Consider the following 13019-nt stretch of genomic DNA (forward strand, 5'->3'; position numbering starts at 1 on the left):
TTCCGCGCCGCAGTTGCGAAATGCGCGGCGAAGGGGCATCTGCCGCCCATGCCCGTCTCCCCCGCCTATCGCCCCGAACCCCGCTTCTTCGACCTGGGCGCCGACTACGGCGACGCCGTGAAGGCGGCCGATTTTCCCCAGACCATCTTGCGCCTGCGCAACGACCGGGCGGCGGCCGAGGTCGGGCTGGAGACATTGAGCGACGCCGAATGGATCGCCCATTTCGGCCGGTTCGAGCCCCTGCCCGGCCAGCCCGGCCCCGTGGCCATGCGCTATCACGGCCACCAGTTCCGCGTTTACAACCCCGAGATCGGCGACGGGCGCGGCTTCCTGGCGGCGCAGATGCGGGAAGTCCCTCAAGCCGATAAGGACGCCGGCCTCCCTAAAGCCGCTTCCCTCCGCGAGGGAAGCGGCGCTCAAGCAGCGAGCGACCGCGTCGCGAGCGATAGCGCTCTTCCAGGTCGACTTCTCGACCTGGGAACCAAAGGCTCGGGACAGACGCCGTGGTCGCGCCATGCGGACGGGCGGCTGACGCTGAAGGGCGGGGTGCGCGAGGCGCTGGCGGCGGCCATGCTGGACAGTCTGGGCGTGCCCACCTGCCGCATCCTGTCGCTGATCGAGACGGGCGAAGACCTTGAGCGGCACGACGAGCCGTCGCCGACGCGGTCGGCGGTCATGGTGCGGCTGTCGCACAGCCACATCCGGTTCGGGACCTTCCAGCGCGCCGCCTACTACGGGCGCAAGGACCAGATCGACGTGCTGATGGAGCACGCGCGCAGCCTGTATCATCCGGCGGTCGCGCCGGGCGACGCGGCGGGCTTCCTGGCGGCGGTGGTCGAGGCCTCGGCGGCGCTGACGGCGAAGTGGATCGCGGCGGGCTTCGTCCACGGGGTGCTGAACACCGACAATCTGAACGTCACCGGCGAGAGCTTCGACTACGGCCCCTGGCGCTTCCTGCCCCACTATGAGCCGGGCTTCACCGCCGCCTATTTCGACCAGAACGGCCTCTACGCCTTCGCGCGCCAGCCCGAGGCGGTGTTCTGGAACCTGACCCAGCTGGCGGGGTGTCTGAAACTGATCGCCGAGCCGGAACCGCTGGCGGCGGCGCTGAATGCGTTCGGCCCGGCCTATATCCGTCATCTGCGAGCGGCCTTCCTAAACCGGCTGGGCGTGCAGAGCCTGGGCGAGGCGGCGGACCAGCGGCTGCTGGACGCCACGCTGGCGCTGGCGCGCGAGAAGAAGGAGGCCCTGCGCTGGGAGCCGCTCTTCTTCGACTGGTTCGGCGGCTTCAGCTCGGCGGCGCGGGCGCTGGGCGGTCCGCGCGGCAAGACCTATCAGGGCGAGGCCTTCGACGCCTTCCGCTTCGCCCTGATGGAGCATGAGCCGGACCGGCCCGACCGGCTGGAGCATCCGATGTTCGCCGCCCCCGAGCCCGAAGAGATGCTGATCGACGAGGTCGAGGCCCTGTGGAGCGCCATCGACACGGCCGACGACTGGGCGCCGCTGAAGGCCAAACTAGCCCGGCTGGAGGCCGCGAAGGCCGCCTGGAGCCTATAAGTCATCAATTGATGTCATCGGCCGTTGACTCGAAATCCGCCCGGGCGTAGAGGCGGGTGATCCCGGCTGGGTTACGAGGAATTGTGGTTTCGGCCCTGCTGTCGCCACGTCCCTTCCCGACCGTGATCACAGATTGTTTCCGCCGCTTGCAAACGGGATCACAGGAACTGATCTTGTGACTGTTGCGAATTAACGGTTACGGCCATGACGACGACCACCTTGACCCCTCACCAGGCGCGCGCCCGCGCCGACTATCTGAACATCACGCTTTGGACCTTCCAGGGCTGGATCGCCATGTTCTTCATCGCCGCCGGCTACGCCAAGCTGACCGAGTCGATGGAGAATCTGATCGTCCTGATGCAGTGGCCCGCCATGACCGGCGAGGCCTTCGTGCGCGGCCTGGGCGTCGCCGAGATCGTGCTGGCCGTCATGGTTCTGACGCCGCTGGTCTCATGGCGGTTCGGCCGCCCCCTGCTGCTGACGGCGGCGGCGGGTCTGCTGGCCCTGGAGACGATCGCCCTGGGCGTCCACGCCTTCGGCCTGGATCTGGGGTTGAGCCTGACCAACGTCTTTCTGATCGCCATCACGGCGCCGGTGCTGTGGCTGCGTCGCCGATGAGCGGCGCGCCTTCCTGACCCGATTTGCAGGCTCGCTTCTCCCCCTCCCCTGAGGGCCTGCGAATACGAAGGCCGCGACCCGTCCCCGGTCGCGGCCTTTTCTTTTGAGCCGTTCACAACTTCGTAGCCCGGCGCGCGAAAAGCTTCCCTTTACGTCCGCGTCAAGTTATGAAGACGTCATGCCGATTGCTGACGACCACCGCACCTATTCGATCCGGCAGCTGTGCCGGGAGTTCGGCGCCACGGCGCGGGCCCTGCGCTTCTATGAGGACAAGGGCCTGCTGACGCCGTCGCGCAAAGGGCAGACGCGGGTCTACGGCCCGCGCGACCGCGCCCGGCTGAAGCTGATCATGCGCGGACGGCGCATCGGCTTCACCCTGGTCGAGATCCAGGAGATGCTGGATCTGTATGACCAGAAGGACCACAACGTCCATCAGATGGCCATCGCCCTGCCGCGCCACCGCGCCCGCATCCAGGCGCTGAAGCAGCAGCTCGAGGACATCGAAGGCGCGATCGAGACGGCCGAGGCCGCCTGCGCCTGGATGGAGTCCAAGCTGTCGGAACACCGTCCCGATCTTCTGCCGGGCGCAGAGGCCTACGCCAGCCTGCTGAGCGAACGCCTCAACGACCCCGACGACCACTTCCAGACCTTCAAAGCGAGAGCGTGATCCCATGGCCTACAAGGCGCCTGTCCGCGACCTGTCCTTCGTCCTGCACGACGTGCTGCAGGTCGAGAATTTCGGCAATCTGCTGCCCGACGCCGATCTGTCGCGCGACCTGATCGACCAGATCGTCGAGGAAGGCGGCAAGTTCGCCGAAGAGGTCATCGCCCCGATCAACCGCACCGGCGATCAGGAAGGCTGTCACATCGAGGGCGACGTGGTGACGACGCCCAAGGGCTGGAAGGACGCCTATCACCAGATGGTCGAGGCGGGCTGGCCCTCGCTGGGCTTCAGCACCGAGTTCGGCGGCCAGGGGATGCCTTCGGTGGTGTCGAGCGCGGTGGGCCAGTTCACCGCCGGCGCCAGCGCCGCCTTCTCCATGTATCCGGGCCTGACCAGCGGCGCCTTCCACGGCATCGAGGCCAGCGCCTCGGACGAGATCAAGCAGAAGTATCTGCCGAAGATGGCGTCGGGCGAATGGACCGGCACCATGAACCTGACCGAGCCGCAGTGCGGCACGGACCTGGGCATGGTCCGCACCAAGGCGGTTCCGAACGGCGACGGCTCCTATTCGATCACCGGCCAGAAGATCTGGATCTCGGCGGGCGAGCACGACTTCGCCGACAACATCATCCACACGGTGCTGGCCCGCGTCGAAGGCGCGGTTGCGGGCATCAAGGGCCTGTCCCTGTTCGTGGTGCCGAAGTTCCTGGTGAACGAGGACGGGTCGCTGGGCGAGCGCAACGGGGTGGCCTGCGCAGGCCTCGAACACAAGATGGGCATCCACGGCAACGCCACCGCCGTCATGGCCTATGAGAACGCCAAGGGCTGGCTGATCGGCGAAGAAGGCCGAGGCATGAACAACATGTTCGTGGTCATGAACGAGGCGCGCCTGGGCACCGGCCTGCAGGGGCTGGCCATCGGCGACGCCGCCTATCAGGCCGCCGTCGAGTTCGCCAACGACCGCCTGCAGGGCCGCAGCCTGACCGGACCGAAGAACCCGGACGGCCCGGCCGACCCGATCATGGTCCACCCGGACGTGCGCCGGATGCTGCTGGAATCGAAGGCCTATGTCGAAGGCGGCCGCGCCTTCATCCTGTGGACCGCGCTGCAAGCGGACCTGCAGAAGGCCGCCGACGAGGCCGTCGCCACCAAGGCCAAGGACTACATGGGCCTGATCACGCCCGTGCTGAAGGCCTATCTGACCGACAAGGGATTCCACGTCGCCTCTCTGGCGATGCAGGTCCACGGCGGCTCGGGCTACACCGAGCACTTCCCCGCCTCGCAGTATCTGCGCGATGCGCGGATCACCATGATCTATGAAGGCACCAACGGCATCCAGGCGCTGGATCTGGTCGGCCGCAAGCTGCCCGCCAACGGCGGCCGCGCGATCATGAGTTGGTTCGCCGACATCGACGCCTTCGTCGGCGAGAACGGCGAGGACGAGGCGATCAAGCCCTTCGTCGACGGCCTGGCCGACGCCAAGAAGAAGCTGCAGGAGGCCACCATGTGGCTGATGCAGAACGGCATGGCCAACCCGGACAACGCCGCCGCCGCCTCGACCGACTACCTGCACATCTTCGGCCTGACGGCCTACGCCTTCCTGTGGGCCCAGATGGCCAAGGCGGCGCAAGAGAAGATCGCGGCCGGTGACGCCGATCCCTATTACGCCAACAAGCTGATGACCGGCCGCTACTTCGTCGAGCGCATCCTGCCCGACGCCGGGGCGCACCTGAAGAAGCTGAAGTCCGGCGCCGAGGTGCTGATGCAGATGCCCGCCGAGGCGTTCTGATCCGCTTCTGATCCAGGGGCCTCTCTCGCCACGGCGGGAGAGGCCTTTTCTTTATTGCAGAAGGGCGGCGCAGACCGCCCGCGTCAGCAGGAAACACCCCATGAACGTCCTTGGCAGCCCCGAACCCGACTTCATGAAGGAAGAGGAGATCGTCCTCTTCTCCGACTCCGTCGCCAAATGGATCGACGAGCACGCCCCGCAGGAGAAGTTCCAGCAGTGGATCGCCGCCTCCTCGGTGCCGCGCGGGCTGTGGAACGCGGCGGGCGACGCCGGCCTGCTGGGTCTGTCGCTGCCGGAAGAGGACGGCGGCTTCGGCGGCGATTACCGACACGAAGTCGTGCTGATGCGCCAACTGGGCTGGAAGGGCGCGGACCACTTCGGCATCTCGCTGCACAACGCCATCGTCATGCCCTACATCTGGCACTACGGCACGGCCGAGCAGAAGGCGCGCTGGCTGCCGCGCCTGCAATCGGGCGAACTGGTCGGCGCCATCGCCATGACCGAGCCGGGCGCCGGGTCCGACCTGCAGGGGGTCAAGACCACCGCGGTGAAGCAGGGCGACCACTATGTCCTGAACGGCTCCAAGACCTTCATCACCAACGGCCAGCTGGCCAACTTCATCATCGTGGTCGCCAAGACCGACCCGGCCGAGGGCGCCAAGGGCACCAGCCTGATCTGCCTCGAAACGGACGGCGCCGAAGGGTTCGAGCGCGGCCGCAACCTGCACAAGATCGGCATGGAGGCGAACGACACCTCCGAGCTGTTCTTCAACGACGTGAAGGTTCCGCTGGAGAACGCCATCGGCGGGACCGAGGGCATGGGCTTCGTCCAGCTGATGCAGCAACTGCCGCAGGAGCGTCTGAACATCGCCGTTCAGGGCGTGGCCGCCGCCGAGCGCGGGCTGGAAGCGACCCTGGCCTACGTCAAGGAACGCAAGGCGTTCGGCAAGCGGGTCATCGACTTCCAGAACACCCAGTTCAAACTGGCCGAGATCAAGACCAAGCTGACCGTCGCCAAGGTCTTCGTCGACCACTGCATCGGCCTTCACCTGAAGGGCCAACTGGACGCCGCCACGGCCTCAATGGCCAAATACTGGGTCACGGATATCCAGGGCGAGACCATCGACGAGATGCTCCAGCTCTTCGGCGGCTACGGCTACATGACCGAATATCCGATCGCCCAGCTGTACAAGGACGCCCGCGTCCAGCGCATCTACGGCGGCACGAACGAGATCATGAAGCTCTTGATCGCGCGGACGCTCTGAGCCCATTGAGGGGCATGATCCGTCTTCATGTTCAGGGCGACCTCGCCCCCGGCGCCGCCGTGGCGCCCACGCTCGACCAGTCGCGCTATCTGACCCAGGTGATGCGGTTGAAGGCGGGCGACGAACTGCTGGTCTTCAACGGCCGCGACGGCGAGTGGCGCGTCAGCGTCGCCGAGGTGCTGAAGAAGGGCGTGATCCTGCGCGCCGAGGAGCAGACACGGCCGCAGGCCTACGGCCCCGATCTGGAGCTGATCGTCGCCGTGGTGAAGAAGGCCCGCGTCGAGACCATCGTCGAGAAGGCCGCCGAACTGGGCGCCAAACGGGTACGGCTGGTCCTGACCCACCGCACCAACGCCGACCGCCTGCGTCTCGATCGGCTGGACGCCATCGCCGAGGAGGCGGCCGAGCAGACCGGCCGCCTGGACGTGCCGGCGGTGGATGATCCGGTGAAGCTGGACGCCCTGCTGGACAGCTGGGAGGACGGGCGTCGGCTGATGTTCTGCGACGAGACGGGCGGCGCGCCCGCCGTATCGGCGTTGACCGCCGCAGGCGACGGCAAGTGGGCCATATTGATCGGGCCGGAGGGCGGATTCTCGCCCGAGGAGGGCGAGCGGCTGCGGTCCCTGCCCTTCACCACCGCCGTCTCGCTGGGGCCGCGCATCCTGCGGGCCGACACCGCCGCCATCGCCGCCATGACGCTGTGGCAGGCGGCGGTCGGCGACTGGGAACGCTAGAAGATTCCGCCCAGCCCCTTGAGCCCGGCCGCCGGCTGGCCCATCTAGCCGCGACAGCAGAGGTTACAGATGTCCGACACGGCGCCCCTTTCCAGAGACCAGCTGATCCACGCCATGTCGAAGGGCGAGAAACCCCGCGACCAGTGGCGTATCGGCGCAGAGCACGAGAAATTCGGCTTCGACAAGTCGACCCTGCGCCGCCCGGCCTATGACGGTCCCGGCGGCATCAAGGCCATGCTGGACGGGCTGACGCGCTTCGGCTGGACGCCGGTGGAGGAAGCGGGCCACGTCATCGCCCTGGAGCGCAGGAACGCCGAGGGCTTCAGCGCCTCGATCAGCCTGGAGCCGGGCGGACAGTTCGAACTGTCGGGCGCCCCGCTGAAAGACATCCACGACATCTGCAACGAGACCGGCCAGCACCTGATGGAGGTCAAACAGGTCGCGGACCAGCTGAACCTGGGCTTCCTGGGCCTGGGCTTCGACCCGATGTGGCGGCGTGAGGACATCCCCGTCATGCCCAAGGGCCGCTATGACGTCATGCGCGCCTACATGCCCAAGAAGGGCAGGCTGGGCCTGGACATGATGCTGCGCACCTGCACCATCCAGGCGAACCTCGACTTCGACTCCGAAGCCGACATGGTGATGAAGTTCCGCACGTCGCTGGCGCTGCAGCCCATCGCCACGGCCCTGTTCGCCAACAGCCCCTTCACCGAAGGCAAGCCGAACGGCTTCCTGTCGGCGCGCGCCAACGTCTGGACCGACACCGACCCGGACCGCACCGGAATGCTGGACTTCGTCTTCGAGGACGGATTCGGCTATGAGCGCTACGCCGACTATGCGCTGGACGCGCCGATGTATTTCGCCAAGCGCGGCGAGACCTATGTCGACCTGTCGGGCCAGTCGTTCCGCGCCTTCATGGACGGAAAGCTGGACGCCCTGCCGGGCGACCGGGCGACGGCGCAGGACTGGGCCGACCACCTGACCACCCTGTTCCCCGAGGTGCGTCTGAAACAGTATCTTGAGATGCGCGGCGCCGACGGCGGGCCGTGGAGCCGCATCTGCGCCCTGCCCGCCCTGTGGGCCGGAATCCTGTACGACGCCCCGTCGCTCGCGGCGGCGTGGGACCTGTGCAAGGACTGGGACATCGCCGATCACGAGCGCCTGCGCCGCGACGTGACGCGGCTGGGCCTGAAGGCCGAGGTCAACGGCCGCAGCGTACGCGACATCGCCGTCGACATGGTCAACATCGCCAAGCAGGGCCTGAAGAACCGCGCCCGTTTCTCGGGCGGCATGGTGGACGAGCGCGGCTACATCACCGAACTGGAAGACATCGCCGACAGCGGCGTGACCTCGGCCGACCGCCTGCTGGAGCTCTACAACGGCGAATGGGGCGGCGATATCAGCCGCGTCTATCGCGATTGCGCCTACTGAAGCTCTCCTGAGACGCGAGCCGCAAGGCGCCCTTAACCGGCAGACGCTAGGATAGGGTCCAGCCTGCCTTCAGGACCGCGCCTCAGGACCGCCCATGCCCTTCACTCCGGCCGCCGCCCCTTCATCGACGGGACAGCCGCAGCCGCCTCCTGACGCCGTGGTCGATCTGGCGACCTTCTTCGACGTCTCCCTGGACCTGCTGGTGATCCGCGACCTGGAGGGGCGGATCGTGCGGGTCAGCGCCTCCTGGGCCTCGACCCTGGGCTATCAGCCCCAGGAGCTGGTCGGCCTGGCCATACTGACCCTGGTCCACCCCGACGACCTGCCCGGCACCCTGGACAGCGTGACCGAGGTCGAGACGCGCCGCCCCGGCGATCCGGTGCTGGGCCACGTCAACCGCTATCGCCACAAGGACGGCGGCTACGTCACCCTGGAATGGCGGGCGCAGAAGTTCGGCGACCGCATCTACGCCGTGGCCCGCGACGTGACGGCCAAGGCGGCGGCGGAGCGCGCCCTGCTCGAGGCCAAGGCGGCGGCCGAAGCCTCCAACCGCGCCAAGTCCGATTTCCTGGCCAATATGAGCCATGAGATCCGCACGCCGCTGAACGGGGTCATTGGCGTCATCGACGCCCTGGCGCGCACGCCGCTGTCGCCCCAGCAGGCCGAAATGGTCGAACTGGTCCGCAGTTCCGGCGTGACACTGGAGCGGCTGGTCACGGACATCCTGGACGTGTCGCGCATCGAATCCGGGCGAATGACGCTGGAGGTCCGCCCCTTCGACCTGGACGACGCCCTGATCCCGACCATCGCGCCCCTGCGCGGCCTGGCCGAGGAGAAGGGCCTGATCTTCCGCATCGAGCGCGCCGAGAGCGCATGCGGCGTCTTCAACGGCGACGTGGTGCGGATCCGCCAGATCCTGGGCAATCTGCTGTCCAACGCCGTCAAATTCACCGCACAGGGCCAGGTCTCAGCCCATATCGACCTGCTGGACAGGGGCGACGACGCCGCCCTGCTGACGCTGGAGGTGCGCGACACCGGCATCGGCTTCGGCGCCGACCATGCGGCGCAGCTGTTCCAGCGGTTCAGCCAGGCCGACGCCTCCATCACCCGGCGGTTCGGCGGGGCGGGGCTGGGCCTGTCCATCTGCCACGCCCTGACGGAGATGATGGGCGGACGCATCGAGGCCGAGTCGGCCCTGGGCGAAGGCAGCCGTTTCCGGGTCGAGCTGCCGCTGACGCGCATCCCCGTCCCCGCGCCGTTCGAGACGGCCGGCGGCGAAGAGGCGGCGTCAGACCTATCGCCTTCCCGCGCCCGCCCCCGCGTCCTGCTGGCCGAGGATCACCCGATCAACCAGCGGGTGGTGCAGCTGATCCTGGGCGACAGCGTCGAGCTGACCGTGGTCGAGAACGGGGAGCAGGCGGCAGCCGTCTTCGCCGCTGAGCGGTTCGACCTGGTGCTGATGGACATGCAGATGCCGGCGATGGACGGGCTGAGCGCCACGCGCGCCCTGCGCGGGATCGAGGCCGCCGATCCGGCGCGTCCGCGCACGCCGGTCATCATGCTGAGCGCCAATGCCATGGCCGAGCATCAGGAACAGGCCGCCCAGGCGGGCGCCGACCTTCACCTGGCCAAGCCCGTCACGGCCGAGGCCCTGACCGGCGCCGTCCGCAAGGCCCTGACCCTGGGCGGCCGCGCGGCCTAACCCAGCCAGCCGGCGATCATGGCCCGCAGCGGGTTGGCCGGATCGGACAGCAGCCGCGCCGTCATGGCCAGGGAGATGACCACCAGCAGGGGCCGGATCAACCGCGGCCCGAAGCGCATGGCCGCGTGCGAGCCCAGGCGGCCGCCGATGAACTGGCCCACCGCCATGATCCCGGCCAGCACCCAGACAATGTGGCCGCCGACCGCCAGGACGACGATGCCGACGACATTGCTCATCAGGTTCAGCGCCTTGGTGTGCGCCGTCGCCCGCGTCAGCCCCATGCCCAGCAGCATGACGAGGCTCAGCGCGAAGAAGGACCCCGTCCCCGGTCCGAAGAAGCCGTCGTAGAAGCCGATCCCGCCCGCCACGACGGCGTAGGCCAGCGGCGTCAGCCGGGCGTGGGCGTCCTCGTCGGCCGCCTTGGGGCCGAGCAGGAAATACAGGGCGATGCCGACCAGCAGCACGGGCAGCAGGATCATCAGCCAGCGCGTGTCCACCAGGGTGACGGCGAAGGCGCCCAGCCCCGCCCCGATCGCCGTCAACAGCATCGGCCAGCGGATCAGGCGAAAATCCACCCGCCCCTTGCGCCAGAAATCCCACAGGGCCGAGGCCGTGCCGACGCTGCCCTGAACCTTGTTGGTGGCGATGGCGGCGACCGGGTTCAGCCCCACTGACAGCAGGGCCGGCAAGGAGATCAGCCCCCCGCCCCCCGCGATGGCGTCGATGAAGCCGGCGATCACCGACGCGACGCCCAACAGGGCGATGATCTCAGGCGTCAGTTCAAACACGCGCGCAGCACTCCGGTCAGGCTGGCGCTATAGACCCGCGCGTTGCGGACCGCCACGCTCTGGCGCGAAATGAGTCCAGACTCAGGACTTAGGCGCCGTCGCCCTGGCCTGACAGGCGTTGGCGACACCCTCGCGGATGTCGCGATATCCGGCGCGGTGAGCCAGTTCGGTCGCCTGACCGCATTCATTGGCGGCGATCAGCCTGTCCAGTTCGTCGGCCAGTTGCCAGCGCTGGTTGATCACGGCGGCCTCATAGTTCAGGCGGACACGCTCGCGGCGCAATTCATCGATGATGCGACGATCATCCATCTCGCGAAAGCGCCACATGGTGGTGTCCGCCCTGTCCGCGCTGGGACCGATGACCTGATGATTGGAGGAAGGCGGCGCGGGATTGGTCCCCGTCTGGCCGCCAAGCGCCGTAACGCCGTAGAACAGAACCGCCAACAACATGACCGACCTCCGCTGAACGACCACCACTATGCATAGAGTGAAGGAACGGCCAAGCCTTTGGACGCGCGGCGCCGCCTTTCCGTGGCGTCGAGGTTGAAATCCTGCGATCAAGACGGTCTGGCAGGAGGTTCGATCATGACAGGATCCATCCATATCGGCGTCGGCGGCTGGACCTTTGAGCCGTGGCGCGGGGTCTTCTATCCCGAGGGGCTGGTGCAGAAGCGGGAGCTGGAGTTCGCCAGCCGGGCGCTGACCTCCATCGAGATCAACGGCACCTACTATTCGACCTTCAAGCCCGACAGTTGGGCGAAGTGGCGCGACGAGACGCCCGACGGCTTCGTCTTTTCGGTCAAGGCCAGCCGCTATTGCACCAATAGAAAGGTTCTGTCCGACGGCGCTGAGAGTTTCGAGCGGTTCCTGTCGCAGGGGCTGACGGTGCTGGGCGACAAGCTGGGGCCGATCAACTGGCAGTTCATGGGGACGAAGAAGTTCGAGCCCGAGGACTTCGAAGGCTTCCTGAAGCTGTTGCCCAAGGAGAAGGACGGGGTGCGACTGCGCCACGCGCTGGAGGTGCGCAATCCGACCTTCGCCACCGAGCAGTTCTATGATCTGGCGCGCAAATACGGCGCGGCCGTCGTCTATGCGGTCGACGACGAGGAGCCGACCTGGCCCCAGATCGACGAGGCGACGGCGGACTTTACCTATGCGCGGCTGATGTCCAGCCGCGAAGACGAGCCGACGGGCATGACCTCAGGAGAGTTGGACGCCGTGGCGAAACAGGCGCGCGGCTGGGCCGAGCGCGGCGACGTCTTCGCCTACTTCATCTCGGGGGCCAAGGTGCGGAACCCGGCGGCGGCCCAGGCGCTGATCGCCAAGCTGAAGGACTGAACCCATGCCCATCGCCACGCGCGCCTTCGCCGCGACCGCCGCCGACCAGCCGCTGAGCCCCTACAGCTTCGAGCGCCGCGATCCCGGCCCGGACGACGTGGCCATCGAGATCAAATACTGCGGCGTCTGCCACTCGGACCTGCATGTGGTGAAGAACGACCTGGGCGGGACGCGCTATCCCATCGTGCCGGGCCATGAGATCGCCGGGGTGGTGACGGCGGTCGGCGCCAACGTCACCCTGTTCAAGGAAGGCGACCGCGTCGGCGTCGGCTGCATGGTCGACAGCTGCCGGACCTGTTCGGCCTGCCGCGAGGGGCTGGAGCAGTATTGCGAGCCGGGCATGACCCAGACCTACGGCTCGCGCGATCCCAAGGGCGCCGGCGTCGGCCAGACCATCACCCAGGGCGGCTATTCCGACCGCATCACGGTGGATCAGGCCTTCGTGCTGAAGATTCCCGACAGCCTGCCGTTGGATGCGGCGGCGCCCCTGCTGTGCGCGGGCGTGACCACATGGTCGCCGCTGAAGACCTGGGGCGTGGGGCCGGGCTCGAAGGTGGCGGTGATCGGCCTAGGCGGGCTGGGCCATATGGCGGTCAAGCTGGCCGCCGCCCTGGGCGCCGAGGTGACGGTGCTGTCGACCTCGGACCGCAAGAAGGCCGACGCCGAGCGGATGGGCGCCCGGCATTTCCTGATCAACTCGGACGCAGACGCCATGAAGGCGGCGGCCGAGCAGTTCGACCTGATCATCAACACCGTCTCGGCCACGCATGAGATCGCCAGCCACGTCAATCTGCTGGCGCGGGACGGGACCATGGTCATGCTGGGCCTGACGACCGAGGGGCTGCCGGTCTTCGCCATGCCTCTGCTGTGGCGGCGCCGCCGCATCGCCGGCTCGCTGATCGGCGGCGTCCGCGAGACGCAGGAGATGCTCGACTTCTGCGGCGAACACGGGATCGTGTGCGATATTGAGGTGATCGCCCCCGATCAGATCAACCAGGCTTATGAACGGATGGAGCGGTCGGACGTGCGCTACCGCTTCGTCATCGACATGGGCCGCATGACCGCAACGGCGTAACCCCGTCTTCTCGTTCGTCTCCAGCCGCGCTAAGGCTGTCGGCAAGGGAGGCGGACGGC

The 13019-nt window shown here is 67.6% G+C and carries 12 protein-coding genes; 10 read left to right on the forward strand and 2 right to left on the reverse strand.

The features are described from left to right. Nucleotides 1-48 precede the first annotated feature (48 nt). From AC52GN_RS12980 to AC52GN_RS13015, 8 genes are all read left to right on the forward strand, one after another. Complete coding sequence (locus AC52GN_RS12980) at nucleotides 49-1557, forward strand: protein adenylyltransferase SelO family protein (RefSeq protein WP_496527356.1); 1509 nt, start codon at nucleotides 49-51, stop codon at nucleotides 1555-1557. 204 nt (nucleotides 1558-1761) lie between these two features. Continuing rightward, complete coding sequence (locus tag AC52GN_RS12985; protein WP_291777211.1) at nucleotides 1762-2175, forward strand: DoxX family protein; 414 nt, start codon at nucleotides 1762-1764, stop codon at nucleotides 2173-2175. 178 nt (nucleotides 2176-2353) lie between these two features. Next, entirely contained in the window at nucleotides 2354-2842 is a 489-nt protein-coding gene (locus AC52GN_RS12990) for a MerR family transcriptional regulator (RefSeq protein ID WP_291777208.1), read from the forward strand. Nucleotides 2843-2846: 4 nt separating this feature from the next. Further along, nucleotides 2847-4628, forward strand: coding sequence for an acyl-CoA dehydrogenase C-terminal domain-containing protein (locus tag AC52GN_RS12995; protein WP_496527357.1), 1782 nt, complete (start codon nucleotides 2847-2849; stop codon nucleotides 4626-4628). 100 nt (nucleotides 4629-4728) lie between these two features. Further along, the gene (locus tag AC52GN_RS13000) at nucleotides 4729-5892 is read left to right on the forward strand and encodes an acyl-CoA dehydrogenase family protein (RefSeq protein WP_496527358.1); all 1164 of its coding nucleotides are present in this window, start codon (nucleotides 4729-4731) and stop codon (nucleotides 5890-5892) included. A gap of 14 nt (nucleotides 5893-5906) precedes the next feature. Then, nucleotides 5907-6626, forward strand: coding sequence for a 16S rRNA (uracil(1498)-N(3))-methyltransferase (locus AC52GN_RS13005; RefSeq protein ID WP_496527359.1), 720 nt, complete (start codon nucleotides 5907-5909; stop codon nucleotides 6624-6626). Between the two features lie 69 nt (nucleotides 6627-6695). Further along, a complete protein-coding gene (locus AC52GN_RS13010) occupies nucleotides 6696-8057 on the forward strand; it encodes a glutamate--cysteine ligase (protein ID WP_496527360.1) in 1362 nt (453 codons plus the stop codon). 94 nt (nucleotides 8058-8151) lie between these two features. Then, nucleotides 8152-9759 carry an ATP-binding protein gene (locus AC52GN_RS13015; protein ID WP_496527361.1) on the forward strand — a complete coding sequence of 536 codons (1608 nt, stop codon included), beginning with the start codon at nucleotides 8152-8154 and terminating at the stop codon, nucleotides 9757-9759. Here the strand turns inward: AC52GN_RS13015 and AC52GN_RS13020 are convergent. Both AC52GN_RS13020 and AC52GN_RS13025 read right to left on the reverse strand, forming a co-directional pair. Then, the gene (locus AC52GN_RS13020; protein WP_496527362.1) at nucleotides 9756-10547 is read right to left on the reverse strand and encodes a TSUP family transporter; all 792 of its coding nucleotides are present in this window, start codon (nucleotides 10545-10547) and stop codon (nucleotides 9756-9758) included. The genes AC52GN_RS13015 and AC52GN_RS13020 overlap by 4 nt on opposite strands. Nucleotides 10548-10628: 81 nt before the next feature. Then, nucleotides 10629-10997: a hypothetical protein gene (locus AC52GN_RS13025; protein ID WP_496527363.1), complete on the reverse strand. Its 369-nt coding sequence runs from the start codon at nucleotides 10995-10997 to the stop codon at nucleotides 10629-10631. A 135-nt stretch (nucleotides 10998-11132) separates the two neighbouring features. Between AC52GN_RS13025 and AC52GN_RS13030 the strand changes: the two genes are divergently transcribed. Then, complete coding sequence (locus tag AC52GN_RS13030; protein ID WP_312204346.1) at nucleotides 11133-11885, forward strand: DUF72 domain-containing protein; 753 nt, start codon at nucleotides 11133-11135, stop codon at nucleotides 11883-11885. 4 nt (nucleotides 11886-11889) lie between these two features. Then, entirely contained in the window at nucleotides 11890-12960 is a 1071-nt protein-coding gene (locus AC52GN_RS13035) for an NAD(P)-dependent alcohol dehydrogenase (RefSeq protein WP_496527364.1), read from the forward strand. Nucleotides 12961-13019 lie beyond the last annotated feature (59 nt).

Source organism: Brevundimonas sp. SS2672 (assembly GCF_059579685.1).

Coding starts and splice junctions, on each gene's coding strand:
- AC52GN_RS13030 (WP_312204346.1), top strand. CDS start 11,133: ATGACAGGATCCATCCATATCGGCGTCGGCGGCTGGACCTTTGAGCCG.
- AC52GN_RS13015 (WP_496527361.1), top strand. CDS start 8,152: ATGCCCTTCACTCCGGCCGCCGCCCCTTCATCGACGGGACAGCCGCAG.
- AC52GN_RS12995 (WP_496527357.1), top strand. CDS start 2,847: ATGGCCTACAAGGCGCCTGTCCGCGACCTGTCCTTCGTCCTGCACGAC.
- AC52GN_RS12990 (WP_291777208.1), top strand. CDS start 2,354: ATGCCGATTGCTGACGACCACCGCACCTATTCGATCCGGCAGCTGTGC.
- AC52GN_RS13005 (WP_496527359.1), top strand. CDS start 5,907: ATGATCCGTCTTCATGTTCAGGGCGACCTCGCCCCCGGCGCCGCCGTG.
- AC52GN_RS12985 (WP_291777211.1), top strand. CDS start 1,762: ATGACGACGACCACCTTGACCCCTCACCAGGCGCGCGCCCGCGCCGAC.
- AC52GN_RS13000 (WP_496527358.1), top strand. CDS start 4,729: ATGAACGTCCTTGGCAGCCCCGAACCCGACTTCATGAAGGAAGAGGAG.
- AC52GN_RS12980 (WP_496527356.1), top strand. CDS start 49: ATGCCCGTCTCCCCCGCCTATCGCCCCGAACCCCGCTTCTTCGACCTG.
- AC52GN_RS13010 (WP_496527360.1), top strand. CDS start 6,696: ATGTCCGACACGGCGCCCCTTTCCAGAGACCAGCTGATCCACGCCATG.
- AC52GN_RS13035 (WP_496527364.1), top strand. CDS start 11,890: ATGCCCATCGCCACGCGCGCCTTCGCCGCGACCGCCGCCGACCAGCCG.
- AC52GN_RS13025 (WP_496527363.1), bottom strand. CDS start 10,997: ATGTTGTTGGCGGTTCTGTTCTACGGCGTTACGGCGCTTGGCGGCCAG.